This window comes from Micromonospora sp. SD19 (assembly GCF_054462275.1).
Genome location: NZ_JBTLMN010000001.1, coordinates 358,442 through 375,556 on the forward strand (window position 1 = coordinate 358,442; position 17,115 = coordinate 375,556).

Below are 17,115 nucleotides of genomic sequence, written 5' to 3' on the forward strand. Positions count from 1 at the left end.
TATCGGGACGCCTGCCGGCGGGCGTTAACGGACCGTTCAGGAGTTGGTCCGCTGGCCGAGGGTTTACCACGCGATCGTGATCGTTGCCGCGCTCCCGGCGCGGGAACTGCTCACTCCTGCGTGCGGAACGGGGCGTGTCACCGTGGAGTCAGCCCTCAGCCGGACGACCACCCTCTCGGTGGTCATCCCGATGTTCAACGAGGCTGCGGTCATCCCAGCGCTGGTCGCCCGGCTGCGACCGGTGCTCGACGCGCTCGCCGTCGACTACGAGGTGGTCGCCGTCGACGACGGCAGCCGGGACGACACCGTGTCGGCGCTCTTCGACCACGGCCGGGAGTGGCCGCAACTGCGGGTGCTCCGGCTGCGGCGCAACAGTGGCCACCAGGCGGCGTTGACCGCCGGCCTGCACCGGGCCGTCGGCCAGTGGGTGGTCAGCCTCGACGCCGATCTCCAGGATCCGCCGGAGACCATCGCCGAGATGCTCCGGGTGGCCCGCGAGGACGGGGTGGATGTCGTCTACGGCGTTCGCGCCGACCGCAGCACCGACACGATGTTCAAGCGCAACACCGCCCGCGGCTACTACTGGGCGATGCGCCGGCTCGTCGGCGTCGACCTGCCCGCGCAGGCCGGCGACTTCCGGTTGCTCAGCCGGGACGTGATCGAGGTGCTGCGCCGGTTGCCCGAACGCGCCCCGGTCTATCGGCTGCTGGTGCCGTCGCTCGGCTTCCCCAGCGCCGAGGTGCGCTACGACCGGGAGGCCCGCGCCGCCGGCGAGACGAAGTATCCGCTGCGCCGGATGATGGCCCTGGCCTGGGAGAGCACCGCGAACTTCTCCGCCGCGCCGCTGCGCCTGGCCACCTGGCTGGGGATGTCCAGCTTCCTGCTCTGCCTCGCGCTGATCGTGTTCGGCATGGTCGTGCACGTCTCCGGCGCCACCATCCCCGGCTGGACGTCGATGTTCGTCGCGGTGCTGCTGCTCAGTGGGGTGCAGTTGATCTGCCTCGGCCTGTTGGGTGACTACGTCGGCCGGATCTACGCCACGGTGCAGAACCGGCCCGCGTTCCACATCGGGTTCGACTCCCGGGACGAGCGGGATGAGCCCGCGGGTGCGAAGCCCGTCGCACGGGGCGACGACCGTACGCCGAGCTTCGATTCGGTGGTCGGCGTCCGTGGCTGACACCCTGGTGGCCGAGCGGATCGACACCCCGACCCCGACGTCGCGCCGGACCGTTCTCGTGCCGCTGCTCAGCACGCTCCCGTGGGCGCTGGTGATCGCCGCGCTGCTCGTGGCCTGGTCGCGCGGCGGCGTGCCCACCCTGGACGTCGCGCGGTTCGGCGCGTACTGGGTCCTCGCGTTGGTGCTTCCCGGGACCCTGGTGCACCGCGCGCTGCGCGGCAGCCGGGGCAACCTCCCGGAGGACCTCGGCTACGGCGCGGCCACCGGCCTGCTGTTGGAGATCATCGCCTGGGCGTTGGCCGCCGCGACCGGTCAGCAGTCCCTGTTGCGGTGGTGGCCGCTGCCCGTCCTCGTCGCGTTCGCCGCCGTCCCCCGGCTGCGCCGGCACTGGCGGGTCGGCGGGCGCCGTCCACTGCCGCTGGCCTGGCACTGGGGGATGGGAGCGGCGCTGCTGCTGGTGCTGGCCTGGGGCTACACCCAGTGGCGGATGGTTCCGCTGCCGCCGGTGTACGGCAGCTACTACCAGGACGTGCTCTACCACCTGGGTCTGGTGCAGGAGCTGACCCGGGCGATGCCGTTCGAGTTGCCGCACGTCGCCGGGGAGGCGCTGCGCTACCACTACCTGTCCGACGCGCACATCGCCAGCGGCAGCATGATCACCGGAATCTCGCCGGCGGTGGTGCTGCTGCGACTCTGGCTGGTGCCGGTGATCGGTACGGCGGTGCTGCTCGCGGCCGGGCTCGCCCGCGACCTGAGCGGGGCCGTCTGGGCCGGTCCGGTGGCCGCCCTCGCCGCCTTCACCGGGAGCACTGTCACGCTCGGCTCGCCAGTCGGCGTATCCGGCGAGATGCCACTGTCATACGCCAGCCCTTCCCAGACGTACGCGCTGGTGCCGCTGCTGCTGCTCGCCGGGCTGGTCGTCGACGTGGCCCGGGGGCGGTCCCTCGGCGCGGCCTGGCCGCTGGTTCCGGTGCTCGGGCTGGTCTGTGCCGGGGCGAAGTCCAGCGCGGTGCCGCCGCTGATCGCCGGCCTGGGTCTCACCGTCGTCGTGTTCTGGTGGCGCAGGCGACAGGTCCCCCGACCGGCACTGGTGGCGCTGGCCTGCCTGGTGGCGGCGATGGCGCTCGGTTTCCGGCTGTTCGCCGGTGGCGGGGCGGGCACCTTGCGCGTGCAGGCGTTGGCGTTGCTGCACTTCATCGCCCCGTACGCGGAGACCCTCGGCACGGGTGACGGAATCTGGCCGAGCGCGCCGCTGCCGCCGGGCATCAACGACGGCGGTGTTCTCGGCTGGCTGCTGGCGTTCGCCGTGGTCGCCTGGTGGGTGCTGGGTCAGACGCCCCGGTGGGTGGGCATGGGCCTGCTCGTCGACGGTGGGCACCGGGCCGATCCGGCCGTCTGGCTGCTCGCCGGCACGGTACTGGCCGGGGCGGGAGCCACCTGGGTGTTCCAGCACCCGTCGATCAGTCAGATCTACTTCTGGATGGGGGTCATCCCGGTCGGTGTCGTGCTGACCACCTGGTCCCTCGCCCAGGCGCGGGCGCCCTGGCCGGTGCTGGTGGTGCCCGCCGTGGCCGGCGCGCTGGCGGGGCTCGCCACGGCCGGCACGGTGGTGGGCTTCGCCGTGCCTAGGATCAGCCGTCCCGGCACCCCCACCACCTCGACCGTCGAGGGCTGGCTGCGGGTGCTGGGTCTCTCGGCGGCCCGGTACGTGCTGTTCGTGGCGGTGGCCGCCGCGCTCGCCGTCGGGGTGGCCGCCCTGTGGCGGCGCCGCGTCCCGTCGTCGGTCCCGGGGCGGGCAGCCCCGGCGGGTCGTCGGCGGGCGGCGGCGATCGCCCTGGCCGGGGTGACCGCGGCGATGCTCGGTGCCAGCGCCGCCGTCGTCGTGGGCGGGACCGTCCGTTCGGTGCTGACCGAGCCGGTGCCGGCGACCGTGCCGCAGGCGTACGCGCTGACCGCCGACGAGATGCGCGCGGCGCTGTGGCTGGACGACAACGCCGCCGACGACGACGTGGTCGCCACCAACGTGCACTGTCGGCCGGTGCGGACCACCCCGCACTGCGACGCCCGCGCGTTCTGGGTGACCGGCCTGGGCGGGCACCGCACGGTGGTGGAGAGCTGGGGCTACACCGACGAGGTGGTGGCCGCGCACGGCGTCGAGAACCTCGGGTACGCCCGACAGAGCTTCCCCGATCAGGCGTTGCTCGCGCTCAACGACGGGGTGTTCAGCAGGCCGACCCGGGCGGACCTGGACCGGCTCCGCACCGAGCACGGGGTCCGGTGGCTCTTCGCCGACAGCCGGGCGGGCGCGGTGTCGGCGGAGCTGGCCGGGTTGGCGCAGGTCCGGCTGGTCGCCGGCCCGGTCACCGTCTACGAGCTGAACCGCCAGTGACGACCTGAGCACCCCCGGCCCGGTCCCGGCGTCCACCAGCGGGTGCGGGACAATGAGGTACGTGACGACGATCCCCAACGTGCTGGCCAACCGGTACGCCTCGCCCGAACTGGCAGCCCTCTGGTCCCCGGAGGAGAAGGTCCGGATGGAGCGGCGGCTCTGGCTCGCCGTGCTCCGCGCCCAGCGCGACCTGGGCGTGCCGGTGCCGGACGGCGTGGTCGAGGCGTACGAGCGGGTGCTCGACCAGGTCGACCTCGCCTCGATCGCGCAGCGGGAGCGGGTCACCCGGCACGACGTGAAGGCCCGGATCGAGGAGTTCAGCGCGCTCGCCGGGCACGAGCACGTGCACAAGGGGATGACCTCCCGGGACCTCACCGAGAACGTCGAGCAGCTACAGGTGCGCGCCTCGCTGGAGCTGATCCGCGACCGGGTGGTGGCCACCCTGGCCCGGCTCGCCTTCCTGGCGTACGAGCACTCCGAGCTGGTGATGACCGGCCGTTCGCACAACGTCGCCGCCCAGGCCACCACGCTGGGCAAGCGCTTCGCGTCGGCGGCGGAGGAGCTGCTGATCGCGTACGACCGGCTGGAGGAGCTGATCGCCCGCTACCCGCTGCGGGGGATCAAGGGACCGGTCGGCACGGCAGCCGACCAGCTCGACCTCTTCGACGGCGACGCCGACAAGGTGGCCGAGTTGGAGCGGCGGGTCGCCGAGCACCTGGGGTTCTCCCGGGTGCTGGACAGTGTCGGGCAGGTCTATCCGCGTTCACTCGACTTCGACGTGCTGGCCGCGCTGGCACAGACCGCCGCCGCGCCGTCGTCGCTGGCCACCACGATCCGGTTGATGGTCGGCCAGGAGCTGGCGACCGAGGGCTTCAAGCCGGGTCAGGTCGGTTCGAGCGCGATGCCGCACAAGATGAACACCCGCTCGTCGGAGCGGGTGAACGGCTTCGCCGTGATCATCCGGGGTTACCTGTCGATGGTCGGCGAGTTGGCCGGTGACCAGTGGAACGAGGGGGACGTGTCCTGCTCGGTGGTCCGCCGGGTGGCGTTGCCGGACGCGTTCTTCGCCGCCGACGGGCTGTTCCAGACGTTCCTCACCGTGCTCGACGAGTTCGGCGCGTACCCGGCGGTGATCAACCGGGAGCTGGAGCGGTTCCTGCCCTTCCTGGCCACCACGAAGATCCTGGTCGCGGCGGTCCGTCGGGGCGTCGGCCGGGAGGTCGCCCACGAGGTGATCAAGGAGCACGCGGTGGCGGTGGCGCTGGCGATGCGCGAGAAGGGCGCACCGGAGAACGACCTCTTCGACCGCCTGGCGGCGGACGGCCGGCTCGGCCTGTCCCGCGCCGACATCGACACCCTGGTCGCCGACCGCAACGCCTTCGTCGGTGCCGCCCAGGCCCAGGTGGCAGCGGTGACAAAGCGCATCACCAAGGTGGTGGAAGCCCACCCCGACGCCGCCACCTACAGCCCACCCCCCATCCTCTGACCCCCACCACCCCACCCCACCCCCCACCCTGTCGCGGTGATCAAGAGGTTTGCGTCAACTTCGATCTCCCTGGTGACCGAAACCTCTTGATCAACAGGGCAGGGGTGGTGGGCGTTAGTCGCCGGTTGGGGTTTCGGCGGCGGTTCTCAGGTTGGGGGCGCTGGCCGGTTCGGCGATGCCGCCGGGAGATCCGGTGAAGCCCGCCGGCTCCGCGGTCTCCGCGGCGACCGCCGGCTGGTCGGCCGGCATGACCTCGGGCATCTTGGGTACGGCGACCACGGCCGTCCCGTACGCGCAGATCTCCATCCACATCTCGCCGCAGTCCCGGCTGTCGAATCGCATGCCGATCACCGCGTTCGCGCCGAGCCGCAGGGCCTCCTCGCCGAGGCGGGCCACCGAGTCGGTGCGCCACCGGGTCAGGTTGTCCGGGGCCATCGGGTCGTACGCGCCGCCGCGCAGGTTCTTGACCCCCTCGCGGTACGGGTTGCGCGTCCTGGCCATCGATGACACCACCTCACCGAGAATCTGGCGGATCTCGTAGCCGGGCAGTTGCTCTGTCGTCACGACCAGCACGTTTCCGATGCTGTCAGGAGTGGCGCGACCCGATCGTGTGCATTGTTCACCTGATCGGATGCTGCAAAACAGCGCGGCGCGGACGGCCGGCACGTGGCCGACCATCCGCGCCGCGCCGGGCGCTAACCGTCAGACACCGGCCACCGAGGTGATCCAGGCCCGGTTGTACGCAACACTGCCGTAGTTCTGGATGCTCGACCCGTCGGCGGTGGAGGCGACGCCGACCTGCTGGCCGTTGTAGAACTGCGGGCCGCCGGAGTCACCGCGCCAGGCGTTGCCGTTGATCCGGGTGCTGCGGATCGCCTGGCCGCCGTACGCGTCGGTGACGCTGTTGCTGGTCACCCGGACGCTGGCGGTCTTCAGCTGGGTGGACGCCGAGCAGCCGCTGTAGCAGGTCATGCCCCAGCCGTAGATCGAGTTCGTCGAGTTGATCGGCGGGTTGCTGCTGGCCAGGCTCACCGCCGAGGTGCTGACGGTGCTGGAGAGCCGCATGAGCGCGAGGTCGTAGCGGGTGTAGGTGGCGCTGACCGTGCGGGTGACCCCGCCGGAGGTGCGGTTCACGCTTCCGATGCGCACCGACATGGTGCCGCTGATGCAGTGCCGGGCGGTGAGCACCCACTGCGCGGCGATGACGCTGCCGGAGCAGGTGAACGAGCCGTTGCTGAGCACCGCGGCGGCCCAGGGCGCGGACGAGACGGTGCTGCCGCCGATGATGAGTGGACTGACCGGGGCGGCGGACGCTGCGGACGTGACGCCGAGGGCGCCGACCAGTGCGGTGCTGAGGACGGCGAGCAGGGGGCGGATGCGCATCGGGTGGACTCCTTGGGCGGGGCGGACCCGGGGTCGCCGGGTGCGGATGGGGCGGCAACGGGGATTCCCGTGGACGCATGAATCGACCTACGTCGATGTACAGTAGGTCCCGCCGCGATCATTATCAAGGACCTGATCGAGTTTGATCAATGTAACGATTCAGCCACCCGCAGCGCCGTATATGTCCTGCTGAGGCCACCTGTAGCGCCTGACGGGCCACCCTGGGCGCCGATAGTGTTGAGCACTGCCTGAACTCCAGCCGGCCGGTGCGCCCGCGGCGATATCTGCCAGGTACGCTGGCTGCGCTCGCCCATTGTGGGTCGGCACCCAACTGCGTACACAGTCAGGAGTGCCCAGTGCCTCGCGTCGTCGTCGACGTCATGCTCAAGCCCGAGATCCTCGATCCGCAGGGCCAGGCCGTCGCAAACGCGCTGCCCCGGCTCGGCGTCAGTGACGTCGCCTCGGTTCGGATCGGCAGGCGGATCGAGATCGAGTTCACCGGTGAACCGGACCTGGACCGCGCTCGGGAAATTGCCGACAAACTGCTCGCCAACCCGGTCATCGAGGACTTCACCGTCCGCCTGGTCGAGGCCGACGAGACCGCGGATGCCCGCTCGTGACCGCCCGGGTCGGTGTGGTCACCTTCCCCGGCTCGCTCGACGACGGGGACGCGGCCCGGGCCGTCCGGATCGCCGGCGCTGAGCCGGTCCGGCTCTGGCACGGTGACCCGCAGCTGCACGGGGTCGACGCGGTCGTCCTGCCCGGCGGGTTCTCCTACGGTGACTACCTGCGGTGCGGTGCCATCGCCCGGTTCGCTCCGGTGATGGAGACGATCGTGGATGCCGCCCGGGGCGGTCTGCCGGTGCTCGGCATCTGCAACGGCTTCCAGATCCTCTGCGAGGCGCACCTGCTGCCCGGTGCGCTCACCCGCAACCAGCACCTGCACTTCCGCAACCGGGACCAGGTCCTGCGCATCGAGTCGGCCGGCACGGCGTGGACCAACGCGTTCCAGCCCGGCCAGGAGGTGCTGATTCCGGTCAAGAACGGCGAGGGCTGCTACGTCGCGGACACCGCGACGCTGGACCAGCTCGAAGCCGAGGGCCGGGTGGTCGCCCGCTACATCGGTGGCAACCCCAACGGGTCCCAGCGCGACATCGCCGCGATCACCAACGCCGCCGGCAACGTGGTCGGCATCATGCCGCACCCCGAGCACGCGGTGGAGGCGCTCACCGGCCCTTCGCTGGACGGTCTCGGCTTCTTCACGTCGGCCCTCAAGCACCTGGTCGGGGCACCAGCATGATCATCGGTCAGCTCAACCGCCGGCCTGGCGGGCCCGAGCGCAGCGAGGAGAGGTCATGACCACCCATCCGGACCCGGTACGGGACACACCGGAGGCGTACTCCGCACCGGCGCAGCCGACCGAGCCGAGCCCGGCCCAGCCGGTCGCGCCCGCGACCGCTCCCGCCCAGCCGGCCACCGCAGTCTGGGCCGAGGGCGTGGACACCGTGCCGCGCGCCGGTGGCACCCCGGGCGAGCTTCAGCCGTACACCGAGCTGGGCCTGCGCGACGACGAGTACGACCGGATCCGGCAGATCCTCGGCCGCCGGCCCACGCAGTCCGAGTTGGCCATGTACTCGATCATGTGGAGCGAGCACTGCTCCTACAAGTCGAGCAAGGTGCACCTGCGCCAGTTCGGCGAGAAGGCCCCGCAGAGCGACCGGTTGCTCGCCGGCATCGGTGAGAACGCCGGTGTGGTGCAGGTCTCCGACGAGCTGGCGGTGACCTTCAAGGTCGAGTCGCACAACCACCCGAGCTTCGTCGAGCCGTACCAGGGTGCGGCGACCGGTGTCGGCGGCATCGTCCGCGACATCCTCGCCATGGGTGCCCGCCCGGTCGCCGTGATGGACCCGCTGCGCTTCGGTGCCGCGGACCACCCGGACACCGCCCGGGTGCTCACCGGCGTGGTCGCCGGCGTCGGCGGCTACGGCAACTGCCTGGGCCTGCCCAACATCGGTGGCGAGCTGGTCTTCGACCCCTCCTACCAGGGCAACCCGCTGCTCAACGCGCTCTGCCTGGGCGTCCTGCCGGTCGACCGCCTGCAGAACAAGGCCGCCGCCGGCCCCGGCAACGTGGTCGTCCTGATGGGCGCCAAGACCGGCCGCGACGGCATCGGCGGCGTGTCCGTGCTGGCCAGCGCGACCTTCGACGAGGGCAGCGAGGCCCGCCGGCCCGCCGTGCAGGTCGGCGACCCGTTCACCGAGAAGCTGCTGATCGAGGCGTGCCTCGAGCTGTACGACGGCCAACTGGTCGTCGGCATCCAGGACCTCGGCGGCGCCGGCCTGACCTGTGCGCTCACCGAGACCGCCGCCGCCGCCGGCACCGGCATGCGGGTCTGGCTGGAGCGGGTCCCGCTGCGCGAGCCCTCCATGGACCCGCATGAGATCCTGGCCAGCGAGTCGCAGGAGCGGATGCTGCTGGTCGTCGAGCCGGACAAGCTCGACGCGGTGCTCAAGACCTGCGAGAAGTGGGGCGTCCTCGCCACCGCCATCGGTGAGGTCACCGCACCGGAGCCGGACGGCCGCCCGGGTCGACTCCTGATCACCTGGCAGGACCACCTGGTGGTCGACGTGCCGCCGGGTTCGCTCGTCGACGACGGCCCGGTCTACGCCCGCCCGATGCGGGAGCCCGCCGACCTGATCCTTCTCCAGGCCGACCGCGCCGAGACGCTGCCCCGCCCGGCCGACCCGGAGACGCTGCGGGAGACCGTGCTGCGCATGATCGCGTCGCCGAACCTGGCCGACAAGACCTGGGTCACCGAGCAGTACGACCGCTACGTGCTGGGCAACACCGTGCTCGCCCAGCCGGAGGACGGCGGCGTGATCCGGATCGACGAGCGGACCGGTCTCGGCGTGGCGCTGTCGGTGGACGGCAACGGCCGGTACGCCCGACTGGACCCGTACAACGGCACCAAGCTGGCCCTCGCGGAGGCGTACCGGAACGTGGCGGTGACCGGCGCGAAGCCGATAGCCGTGACCAACTGCCTCAACTTCGGCTCCCCGGAGGACCCGGGCGTCATGTGGCAGTTCGCCGAGGCCGTGCGCGGCCTGGCGGACGGCTGCCTGGAGCTGGGCATCCCGGTGACCGGCGGCAACGTCAGCTTCTACAACCAGACCGGTGCCGCGGCCATCCACCCGACCCCCGTGGTCGGCGTGCTCGGTGTGCTGGACAACGTCGCCGACCGGGTGCCGATGGGCTTCGTGCCGCGCGCCGGTGGCGACCACGACCAGCTCTACCTGCTCGGCGAGACGAACGTGGAGCTGTCCGGCTCGGAGTGGGCCTGGGTGACGCACGAGCACCTGGGTGGCATCCCGCCGCAGGTCGACCTCGCGCGGGAGAAGGCGCTGGCCGAGCTGCTGGCCGAGGCGGCCCGCGTCGGTCACCTCAGCTCGGCACACGACCTCTCCGACGGTGGCCTCGCCCAGAGCCTGGTCGAGTCCTGCCTGCGGCGCGGCGTCGGCGCCCGGATCGCGGTGCCGGAGCAGTTCGCCGAGGGCTCGATGCCGTTCGTGTACCTGTTCAGCGAGTCCGCCACGCGGGCGCTGGTCTCGGTGCCGCGTGGCCACGACAAGGCGTTCGCGGCGCTCTGCGCCGAGCGGGGCGTGCCGTTCGAGCTGATCGGCGTCACCGACCCGTCGGGCGGTGCGCTGGAGGTGCACGGCCAGTTCCGGATCGGCCTGGACGAGCTGCGCGCCGCGCACACCGAGACGTTGCCGCGCCTCTTCGGGGGTTCGGCGGCCGTCGAGGTGCCCGCGCCGGCCGCCGGTGTGGCGGGTGCGGTCGAGGGCGTCCCGCTGCCGGGCGAGCCGGCCGAGCCGGTTGACGCGGCCGAGGTGGTTTCCGAGCCGATCGCCTCGTCGGGTCCTTCCCCGGAGACCGGGGCGGTCGAGCCGATCGGCTCAGAAAAGCCCGCTGGGGCGTCCGAGTCTGACCCCGGTGTCACCGAGCCGTCGACCGACGAGCGCTGAGGCGTTGACGGCCGCTGTCTACGGCCAACCCGGATCCGGTGCCCGGTTCGACTGGGGGCTGACCGGGGCGGCCGAGCTCGGTCGGGTCTGCGCGGCGCTGGTGGTGGTGGACGTTCTGTCGTTCACCACCGCCGTGGAGGTGGCGGTCGCCCGGGGCATGCGGGTGCACCCGTTCCCCTGGGGTGAGCAGGCCGCCGAGTACGCCGTCCGGGTCGGCGCGACCGCTGCCGTCGGGCGGCGGCAGACGACCCCGGACCATCCGTGGTCGCTCTCGCCCGCCGCGCTGAGCACCGCACCCGTGGTGGCGGACCTCGTACTGCCCTCGCCGAACGGCTCCGCCATCAGCGCCGCCGCCAGCGCCACCGGCCTGCCGGTGGTCGCGGCGTGCCTGCGCAACGCACGCGCCGTCGGGGGTTGGCTGCGCCGCCAGGGGTACGGCACTGTGGACGCCCCGATCGGCGTGATCGCCTCGGGGGAGCAGTGGCCGGACGGGTCGCTGCGCCCGTCGGTGGAGGACCAACTCGGTGCCGCGTCGGTGCTGGACGCCCTCTCCGGCGTACCGGGTGGGCTGTCGGTGGAGGCGGCCATGGCGCTCGCCGCGCTGGCGAGCACCCCGGATGTGCCCGCCGCCGTGCGGGGCAGCGTCTCCGGGCGGGAGTTGACCGAGACCGGCTTCGCCGCGGACGTGGAGGTTGCCGTCCGGATCGGCGTGTCGGACGTGGTGCCGGTGCTCCACCAGGGCGTCTTCTCCGCCGCCTGAGCGAGCCGGCGAGGCCGGTCGCCCGCCAGTCAGGCCTGCCGTCCGCCGACGTCGGCTAGGCCTGACGCCTACCCCCCCCGCCGGCTAGGCCTCGTCCGCCGACGTCGGCTAGGCCGTGGCCCCGCCCGCACCGGTCGTCTGCTGCCGGCCATGATCGACTCGCGTTTCAGGAAATCGGGGTGTCCGGGTCGGTGGGACACCCCGACTCCCTGAAACGCGAGTGGATCTACTGCTGATCAGGGGCGCTGCAACAGCCGGCCTGGAGCAGGGTCGGTCCTGGGACGGCGGCCGCCGTCTGCCACGACGAAACGGCCACCCGGATCTCCGGGTGGCCGTTTCGCTGTGCTGTGGTGGGGTCAGTCGTCCAGCCAGTCGAGGCGGCGACCGCCGCGCTCGGTCGGCGGCGGGGTGTCCGGTCGGTTCCGCCCGGCGGGTTGGCCGTAGCCGCCCTGGTCGTAGCCACGGTCGTCGTAGCCGCCGCCGCGCTGCGCCGGAGGCTCCTGGCCGTAGCTGCCGCCCTGGTCGTACCCGCCGGCGGGCTGGCCATAGCCGCCCTGGTCGTAGCCACGGTCGTCGTAGCCGCCGCCGCGCTGCGCCGGAGGCTCCTGGCCGTAGCTGCCACCCTGGTCGTACCCGCCGGCCGGTTGGCCGTAGCCACCCTGGTCGTACCCGCCAGCCTCCGGGCCGCCGTACCCCGCGGTCGGCTCAGCGGCGCGACCACCGTACGGGGCGGGATCGGGCTGGCCGTACGCCTGCCCCTGATCTGGCTGGTAGACGCCGGTGGCGTACGGGTCGGCCGGGGCCGGGTACTGGGTGCTGTCGCCGGTGTACCGGCCGGTCGGCTCGTCGAACCGCTCGCCGTAGGCCGCTCCGCCAGCGGGAGCCGGCGGGTAGGCGGCGGTGCCGCCCGGGGCGTCGTAGTCACGACTGCCGTAGCCGCCACCGGAGGCCGGGGCATTGCCGTAGCCGCCGCCAGAGGCGGGCGCGCCGCCGTAGCCGGCACCGGAACCGGGCGCGGCACCGTAACCGTCACCGGCCGCACCGGCGCCGTAGCCGCCCTCCGGGCCGGGAGCGCCGTAGCCGCCACCCGAAGCGGGCGCGTTGCCGTAGCCGCCGGCACCGTAACCACCGGGCGCTGGCTCGTCGCCGTAGCCGGAGCCGCCCCAGCCCTGCTGACCCGCGCCGCCGTACGCCTGCGCGGGCGCGCCGTACGGGTCCGGCGGAACGTCGTCGACCACCGGGCGGTGCATCATCGTCGGGGCCTCGCTCAGCGCCGCGCCACCGACCATCGTCGGGTCCGGTCCACCGCCGGGACGACCGCCGACCACCCGGGTCTGGTCGTCGGCGCCGCGGAATCCGCCCCGCGAGGGCGGCACCACACCGCCGCCACCAGCGGCGTCCGGGGCGTCGTCGTCGCCGTTCTCCCGGCGCTTCATCCAGAGCAGCACGATCGTGCCGACACCGGCGGCGACCAGGAGACCACCGAGCAGGATGATGAGGTACGAGCCGATGCCGCCGCTGTCCTCGGTGTTCGCGGCGTTCGCCGGAGCACCCTGGCTGGGCTCCTCGGTGGGTTGTTCCTCCTCGGTGCCCTCCTCGACCGGCTCATCGCTCGGAGTGGCCTCGGGGGTGGCGGACGGGGTGGCGCTGGGCGTCACCTCGACCCTGATCGCGAGGCTGAGCCGCTGCCCGGTGACGGCCTGCCCGGCGCTCGCGTTCAAGGACTTGAAGGCCTTGATGTTGTCGAACGACGCGCCCAGGTCGAGCCGGCCGGGCGAGATCGGCTTTTCGGTGGTGCCGGTGAACCGGAAGTCGCCGCTGCCGTTGCTGGTGGCGTCGTAGCGGTGACCGGCGCTGTCCTGGAGAACCACGAAAGCATTCGGCACGGCCTTGCCGTCCGCCTGCGCCACCACCTTGCCGGCGACCGACCGCACGGTCTGGACCTGCGGCGGCGGCGGGGCGGCGGCCGCCTTGACGGTGACGCGGAGAGTGCGGGAGTCACCTCCCGATACCGTGATCTTCGCCTGAGTGCCGTTAGCTGCGGGCGCGTTGGCCGCTGCGGACAGGGTCAGAGTCAGGCTCTTCGGCGCGAGTGGCTCGTCAAAGGTGATTGGGCCGCATCCGCCGCAGGTGACGCCGTCAGGAAGACCTTGCACGTCGATGTCTGCGGAGTCTTCGCCGACATCGGGTCTAACCACCACGTTAACTCTGCTGCTCTTACCAGCATCAATTGTGACGGAGTTGTCAGCGGTGCTGATCTTCGCGGCCATGGCCGGTGTGGCGGGGACGGCGAGCAGAGCGCCGGCAACCAGCGCTACGACCACACCGGCCCGCTGCTTCCAGGCACGTCGGTGTGTTGACACGTCCACCGCCTTCCGGGCTGACTTCCCTCTGACCGGCGGGGCGCCGGGCCGGGGATCATCACGGTACGAATACGCCGTCGGCAACTATGCCTTGTCCGACTGCATGAGCGCGACCCAGGGCCAGCGTCGCGTCTCTGGCCTGCGGGTCGTATCGTCCCGTCGTGTCCTCTCCGCACAGTAAGTCCGCTGCCGTTACGGCCGCCTTGTTGGCGCTTGACGAGGGGCGTACACCCGAACGGCCGGTGTTCCGCGAGGCGGTCCGGTCGTTGTTGGCCGTCCTCGCGGAGCGCGCCCCCGGCCGATCGGTGGAGGTGCGCGTACCACCATACGGGGCCATCCAGTGCGTACCGGGGCCTCGACACACCAGGGGAAACCCACCAAACGTGGTCGAGATGGCCCCGAACACCTGGTTGGAGCTGGCGACCGGCAGGGTTGGCTGGGCGGAGGCGGTCGCCGACGGTCGCGTGCAGATGAGCGGCAACCGCGCGGACCTGTCGGCGTATCTGCCCCTCTAGTCGTCCCAATATCCCACTCAGCGTGACGCTCAGCAGGGAAATCGTGACTTTCTGTACTGACGGCGATTCGCGTACACTGTCAGGCGACGACAGTGGTCCCGGCAGAGTGGTGTGGATCCGCCCGTGATCCCCGCCCGGCCCGGTCCAGACCCAGCATGAGGGAGCGGTAGGTGCCCCGAGGCGACGGCCGGCTGAGCCACGACCTTGATCCCCAACGACCTGGCCCCCAGGATGCCTGCGGCGTCTTCGGCGTCTGGGCCCCCGGCGAAGAGGTCGCCAATCTGACCTACTTCGGCCTGTACGCCCTGCAGCACCGCGGCCAGGAGGCGGCGGGCATCGCGGTGAGCGATGGCTCCGGCGTGGTGGTCTACAAGGACCTCGGCCTGGTGGCGCAGGTCTTCGACGAGCCCACCCTGGCGAGCCTGCGCGGTCACCTGGCGATCGGGCACGCGCGATACTCCACCACCGGCGCGTCGAACTGGGAGAACGCCCAGCCGACGATCCGGTCGACCACCTCCGGGACGACCATCGCGCTGGCCCACAACGGCAACCTGGTCAACACCGCCGAGCTGGAGAAGGAGGTCGCCGAGCGCGGCCTCGTCGCGGACGGCTCGACGAACGACACCTCCCTCGTGACGATGCTGCTCGCCAGCCGACCGGATCTGTCGGTCGAGGCGGCGGCCATGGAGGTGCTGCCGCAGCTGCGCGGCGCGTTCAGCTTCGTCTTCATGGACGAGTCGACGCTCTACGCGGCCCGCGACGCCCACGGTGTCCGCCCGCTGGTGCTCGGCCGCCTGGAGCGCGGCTGGGTGGTGGCCAGCGAGACGGCCGCACTGGACATCGTCGGTGCCAGCGTGGTGCGCGAGGTCGAGCCGGGTGAGTTGATCGCGATCGACGAGAACGGCCTGCGCTCGACGCGGTTCGCCGCGCCGGAGCCGAAGGGCTGCCTCTTCGAGTACGTCTACATCGCCCGCCCGGACGCCACGATCGCCGGGCGCAACATCCATGCAGCGCGGGTGCAGATCGGCCGGCAGTTGGCCAAGGAGCACCCGGTCGAGGCCGACCTGGTGATCCCGGTGCCCGAGTCGGGCACGCCGGCCGCGATCGGTTACGCGGAGGCGTCCGGCATCACCTACGGCGCCGGCCTGATGAAGAACCCGTACGTGGGTCGTACCTTCATCCAGCCGTCGCAGACCCTGCGTCAGCTCGGCATCCGGCTCAAGCTCAACCCGTTGCGGGAGAACGTCCGCGGCAAGCGCCTGGTGGTCGTTGACGACTCGATCGTGCGCGGCAACACCCAGCGCGCCATCGTGCGGATGCTGCGTGAGGCGGGGGCGCTGGAGGTGCACGTCCGGATCTCCTCCCCGCCGGTGAGCTGGCCGTGCTTTTACGGCATCGACTTCGCCACCCGGGCGGAGCTGCTGGCCAACGGGTTGGACAACGACGGCATCCGGCGCTCCATCGGCGCCGACACGCTGGGCTTCGTTTCCCTTCCCGGCCTGATCGCCGCGACCGAGCAGCCGAAGACCCGGTTGTGTCGGGCGTGTTTCGATGGGGAGTACCCGATCGAGCTGCCGGCCGGCAACCTGATCGGAAAGCACGTGCTCGAAGGGGTGGGCCGACGCGTCGCCAACTCGACGCCGGAGGTCCTGCCCACCAACGGCTCGTCCGTCGCCACTCCGGGTGGCGTTACCGCAAACCGCCCGTAGCACCAACCGGCGCGGCCCGGCTACCGCCGGCGGCACCGAGAACCAAAGGGGAGAACCGTGACGCACGTGTCCGAGCGCAGCGGCGCAGGAAGCAGCCCGACCGGCGCTGGCGGCGACCGCCAGCCGTGGACGGGCGGCGCAGGCCGTCAAGCGCGCAAACGCTCGGTCTCGTACGCCGACGCCGGCGTCTCCATCGACGCGGGTGACCGCGCGGTGGAGCTGCTCAAGTCGAAGGTCCGGCAGACCCGTCGCCCCGAGGTGCTCGGTGACCTCGGTGGCTTCGCCGGCCTGTTCCGGCTGGACACGAAGAAGTACAAGAGCCCGATCCTGGCGTCCTCCACGGACGGGGTGGGCACCAAGCTGGTGATCGCCCAGCAGATGGACATTCACGACACGGTCGGCATCGACCTGGTCGCGATGGTCGTCGACGACCTGGTGGCCTGCGGCGCCGAGCCGTTGTTCCTGCTCGACTACATCGCCACCGGCGAGGTCGTTCCGGACAAGGTCGCCGAGATCGGCGCGGGCATCGCGGACGGCTGCCGTTACGCCGGCTGCGCGCTGCTGGGCGGGGAGACCGCCGAGCACCCCGGCGTCCTGCGCCCGGACGAGTACGACATCTCCGCGACCGGTGTGGGCGTGGTCGAGGAAGCCGACATCCTCAGCCCCGACCGGGTCGAGGTGGGCGACGTGGTGATCGCCATGCGCTCCTCCGGCCTGCACTCCAACGGCTACTCGCTGGTCCGGCACGTGCTGCTCGGCGCGGCCCGGATGCGTCTGGACATCGTGATCGACGACTTCGGTCGGCAGCGGACCCTCGGTGAGGAGCTGCTCACCCCGACCAAGATCTACGCCAAGGACTGCCTCAAGCTGATCGCCGAGGCCGAGGTGCGGGCGCTGTCCCACATCACCGGTGGCGGCATCCCCGGCAACCTGGTCCGGGTGCTGCCCGAGAACGTCGACGCGGTGGTCAACAGGTCCACCTGGAAGCCGCAGCCGATCTTCGATCTGATCCAGACGAAGGGCCGGATCGACGACCAGGACATGGAGTCGACCTTCAACATGGGCGTCGGCATGTTCGCGATCGTGTCGGCCGAGGACGCCGACCGCGCGCTGGCCACCCTGACCGGCCGTGGGGTCGAGGCGTGGCAGGCCGGCGAGATCATCGAGGGCACCGGCAACGTGCAGATGGTGGGTCAGCACACCCGAGGATGATCACCCTCCGGTGATCGTACGGGCACCTGATCAGGGCTTCACCCGAGTGGCCAATGCCGCCTAGCCTGAAGGGCACCCTCAGGCTAGGCGGAGGAG

The 17,115-nt window shown here is 71.7% G+C and carries 13 protein-coding genes; 10 read left to right on the plus strand and 3 right to left on the minus strand.

Features of this window, described 5'->3' with window-relative positions:
- Positions 1–142 precede the first annotated feature (142 nt).
- The 3 genes from ACX27O_RS01700 to purB all read left to right on the plus strand — a co-directional run bounded on the left by ACX27O_RS01700 (position 143) and on the right by purB (position 5,052).
- The gene (locus ACX27O_RS01700) at positions 143–1,177 is read left to right on the plus strand and encodes a glycosyltransferase family 2 protein (RefSeq protein WP_307857943.1); all 1,035 of its coding nucleotides are present in this window, start codon (positions 143–145) and stop codon (positions 1,175–1,177) included.
- Positions 1,170–3,566, plus strand: a complete 2,397-nt coding sequence (locus tag ACX27O_RS01705; RefSeq protein WP_210866967.1) for a hypothetical protein — start codon at positions 1,170–1,172, stop codon at positions 3,564–3,566. The genes ACX27O_RS01700 and ACX27O_RS01705 overlap by 8 nt, the downstream gene beginning before the upstream one ends.
- 61 nt (positions 3,567–3,627) lie before the next feature.
- On the plus strand, positions 3,628–5,052 hold the full coding sequence (purB, locus tag ACX27O_RS01710) for an adenylosuccinate lyase (RefSeq protein WP_458938841.1): 1,425 nt from the start codon (positions 3,628–3,630) through the stop codon (positions 5,050–5,052).
- A gap of 114 nt (positions 5,053–5,166) precedes the next feature.
- Here the strand turns inward: purB and ACX27O_RS01715 are convergent, their stop codons facing one another.
- On the minus strand, positions 5,167–5,730 hold the full coding sequence (locus ACX27O_RS01715; protein ID WP_081883826.1) for a YbjQ family protein: 564 nt from the start codon (positions 5,728–5,730) through the stop codon (positions 5,167–5,169).
- Positions 5,731–5,754: 24 nt separating this feature from the next.
- Complete coding sequence (locus tag ACX27O_RS01720; RefSeq protein WP_210866968.1) at positions 5,755–6,435, minus strand: S1 family peptidase; 681 nt, start codon at positions 6,433–6,435, stop codon at positions 5,755–5,757.
- A 356-nt stretch (positions 6,436–6,791) separates the two neighbouring features.
- Between ACX27O_RS01720 and purS the strand changes: the two genes are divergently transcribed.
- Genes purS through ACX27O_RS01740 form a run of 4 tightly spaced genes read left to right on the plus strand, consistent with a single transcriptional unit; the run spans position 6,792 to position 11,220 of the window.
- Positions 6,792–7,055, plus strand: a complete 264-nt coding sequence (gene purS / locus ACX27O_RS01725; protein WP_030332194.1) for a phosphoribosylformylglycinamidine synthase subunit PurS — start codon at positions 6,792–6,794, stop codon at positions 7,053–7,055.
- Positions 7,052–7,735: a phosphoribosylformylglycinamidine synthase subunit PurQ gene (purQ, locus tag ACX27O_RS01730; protein WP_210862630.1), complete on the plus strand. Its 684-nt coding sequence runs from the start codon at positions 7,052–7,054 to the stop codon at positions 7,733–7,735. Before purS ends, purQ begins: the two co-directional genes overlap by 4 nt.
- A 55-nt stretch (positions 7,736–7,790) precedes the next feature.
- Positions 7,791–10,460: a phosphoribosylformylglycinamidine synthase subunit PurL gene (gene purL / locus ACX27O_RS01735; protein WP_458938842.1), complete on the plus strand. Its 2,670-nt coding sequence runs from the start codon at positions 7,791–7,793 to the stop codon at positions 10,458–10,460.
- Positions 10,461–10,464: 4 nt separating this feature from the next.
- Positions 10,465–11,220 (plus strand): 2-phosphosulfolactate phosphatase, encoded by a 756-nt coding sequence (locus ACX27O_RS01740; protein WP_458939097.1) that lies wholly within the window; start codon positions 10,465–10,467, stop codon positions 11,218–11,220.
- A 356-nt stretch (positions 11,221–11,576) separates the two neighbouring features.
- Here ACX27O_RS01740 and ACX27O_RS01745 read toward each other — a convergent pair whose 3' ends face one another.
- The gene (locus tag ACX27O_RS01745) at positions 11,577–13,583 is read right to left on the minus strand and encodes a carboxypeptidase-like regulatory domain-containing protein (RefSeq protein ID WP_458938843.1); all 2,007 of its coding nucleotides are present in this window, start codon (positions 13,581–13,583) and stop codon (positions 11,577–11,579) included.
- 161 nt (positions 13,584–13,744) lie between these two features.
- Here ACX27O_RS01745 and ACX27O_RS01750 point away from each other — a divergent pair, with 161 nt between their 5' ends.
- From ACX27O_RS01750 to purM, 3 genes are all read left to right on the plus strand, one after another.
- A complete protein-coding gene (locus ACX27O_RS01750) occupies positions 13,745–14,098 on the plus strand; it encodes a sterol carrier family protein (protein WP_458938844.1) in 354 nt (117 codons plus the stop codon).
- A gap of 170 nt (positions 14,099–14,268) precedes the next feature.
- Positions 14,269–15,807, plus strand: a complete 1,539-nt coding sequence (gene purF / locus ACX27O_RS01755) for an amidophosphoribosyltransferase (protein WP_458938845.1) — start codon at positions 14,269–14,271, stop codon at positions 15,805–15,807.
- Between the two features lie 57 nt (positions 15,808–15,864).
- Positions 15,865–17,019: a phosphoribosylformylglycinamidine cyclo-ligase gene (gene purM / locus ACX27O_RS01760; protein ID WP_357602913.1), complete on the plus strand. Its 1,155-nt coding sequence runs from the start codon at positions 15,865–15,867 to the stop codon at positions 17,017–17,019.
- Positions 17,020–17,115 lie beyond the last annotated feature (96 nt).

What these genes read in the sequence shown, in the direction of transcription:
- ACX27O_RS01715 (WP_081883826.1), bottom strand. Translation starts at nt 5,730, where the DNA reads ATGGTCGGCCACGTGCCGGCCGTCCGCGCCGCGCTGTTTTGCAGCATC.
- ACX27O_RS01720 (WP_210866968.1), bottom strand. Translation starts at nt 6,435, where the DNA reads ATGCGCATCCGCCCCCTGCTCGCCGTCCTCAGCACCGCACTGGTCGGC.
- purL (WP_458938842.1), top strand. Translation starts at nt 7,791, where the DNA reads ATGACCACCCATCCGGACCCGGTACGGGACACACCGGAGGCGTACTCC.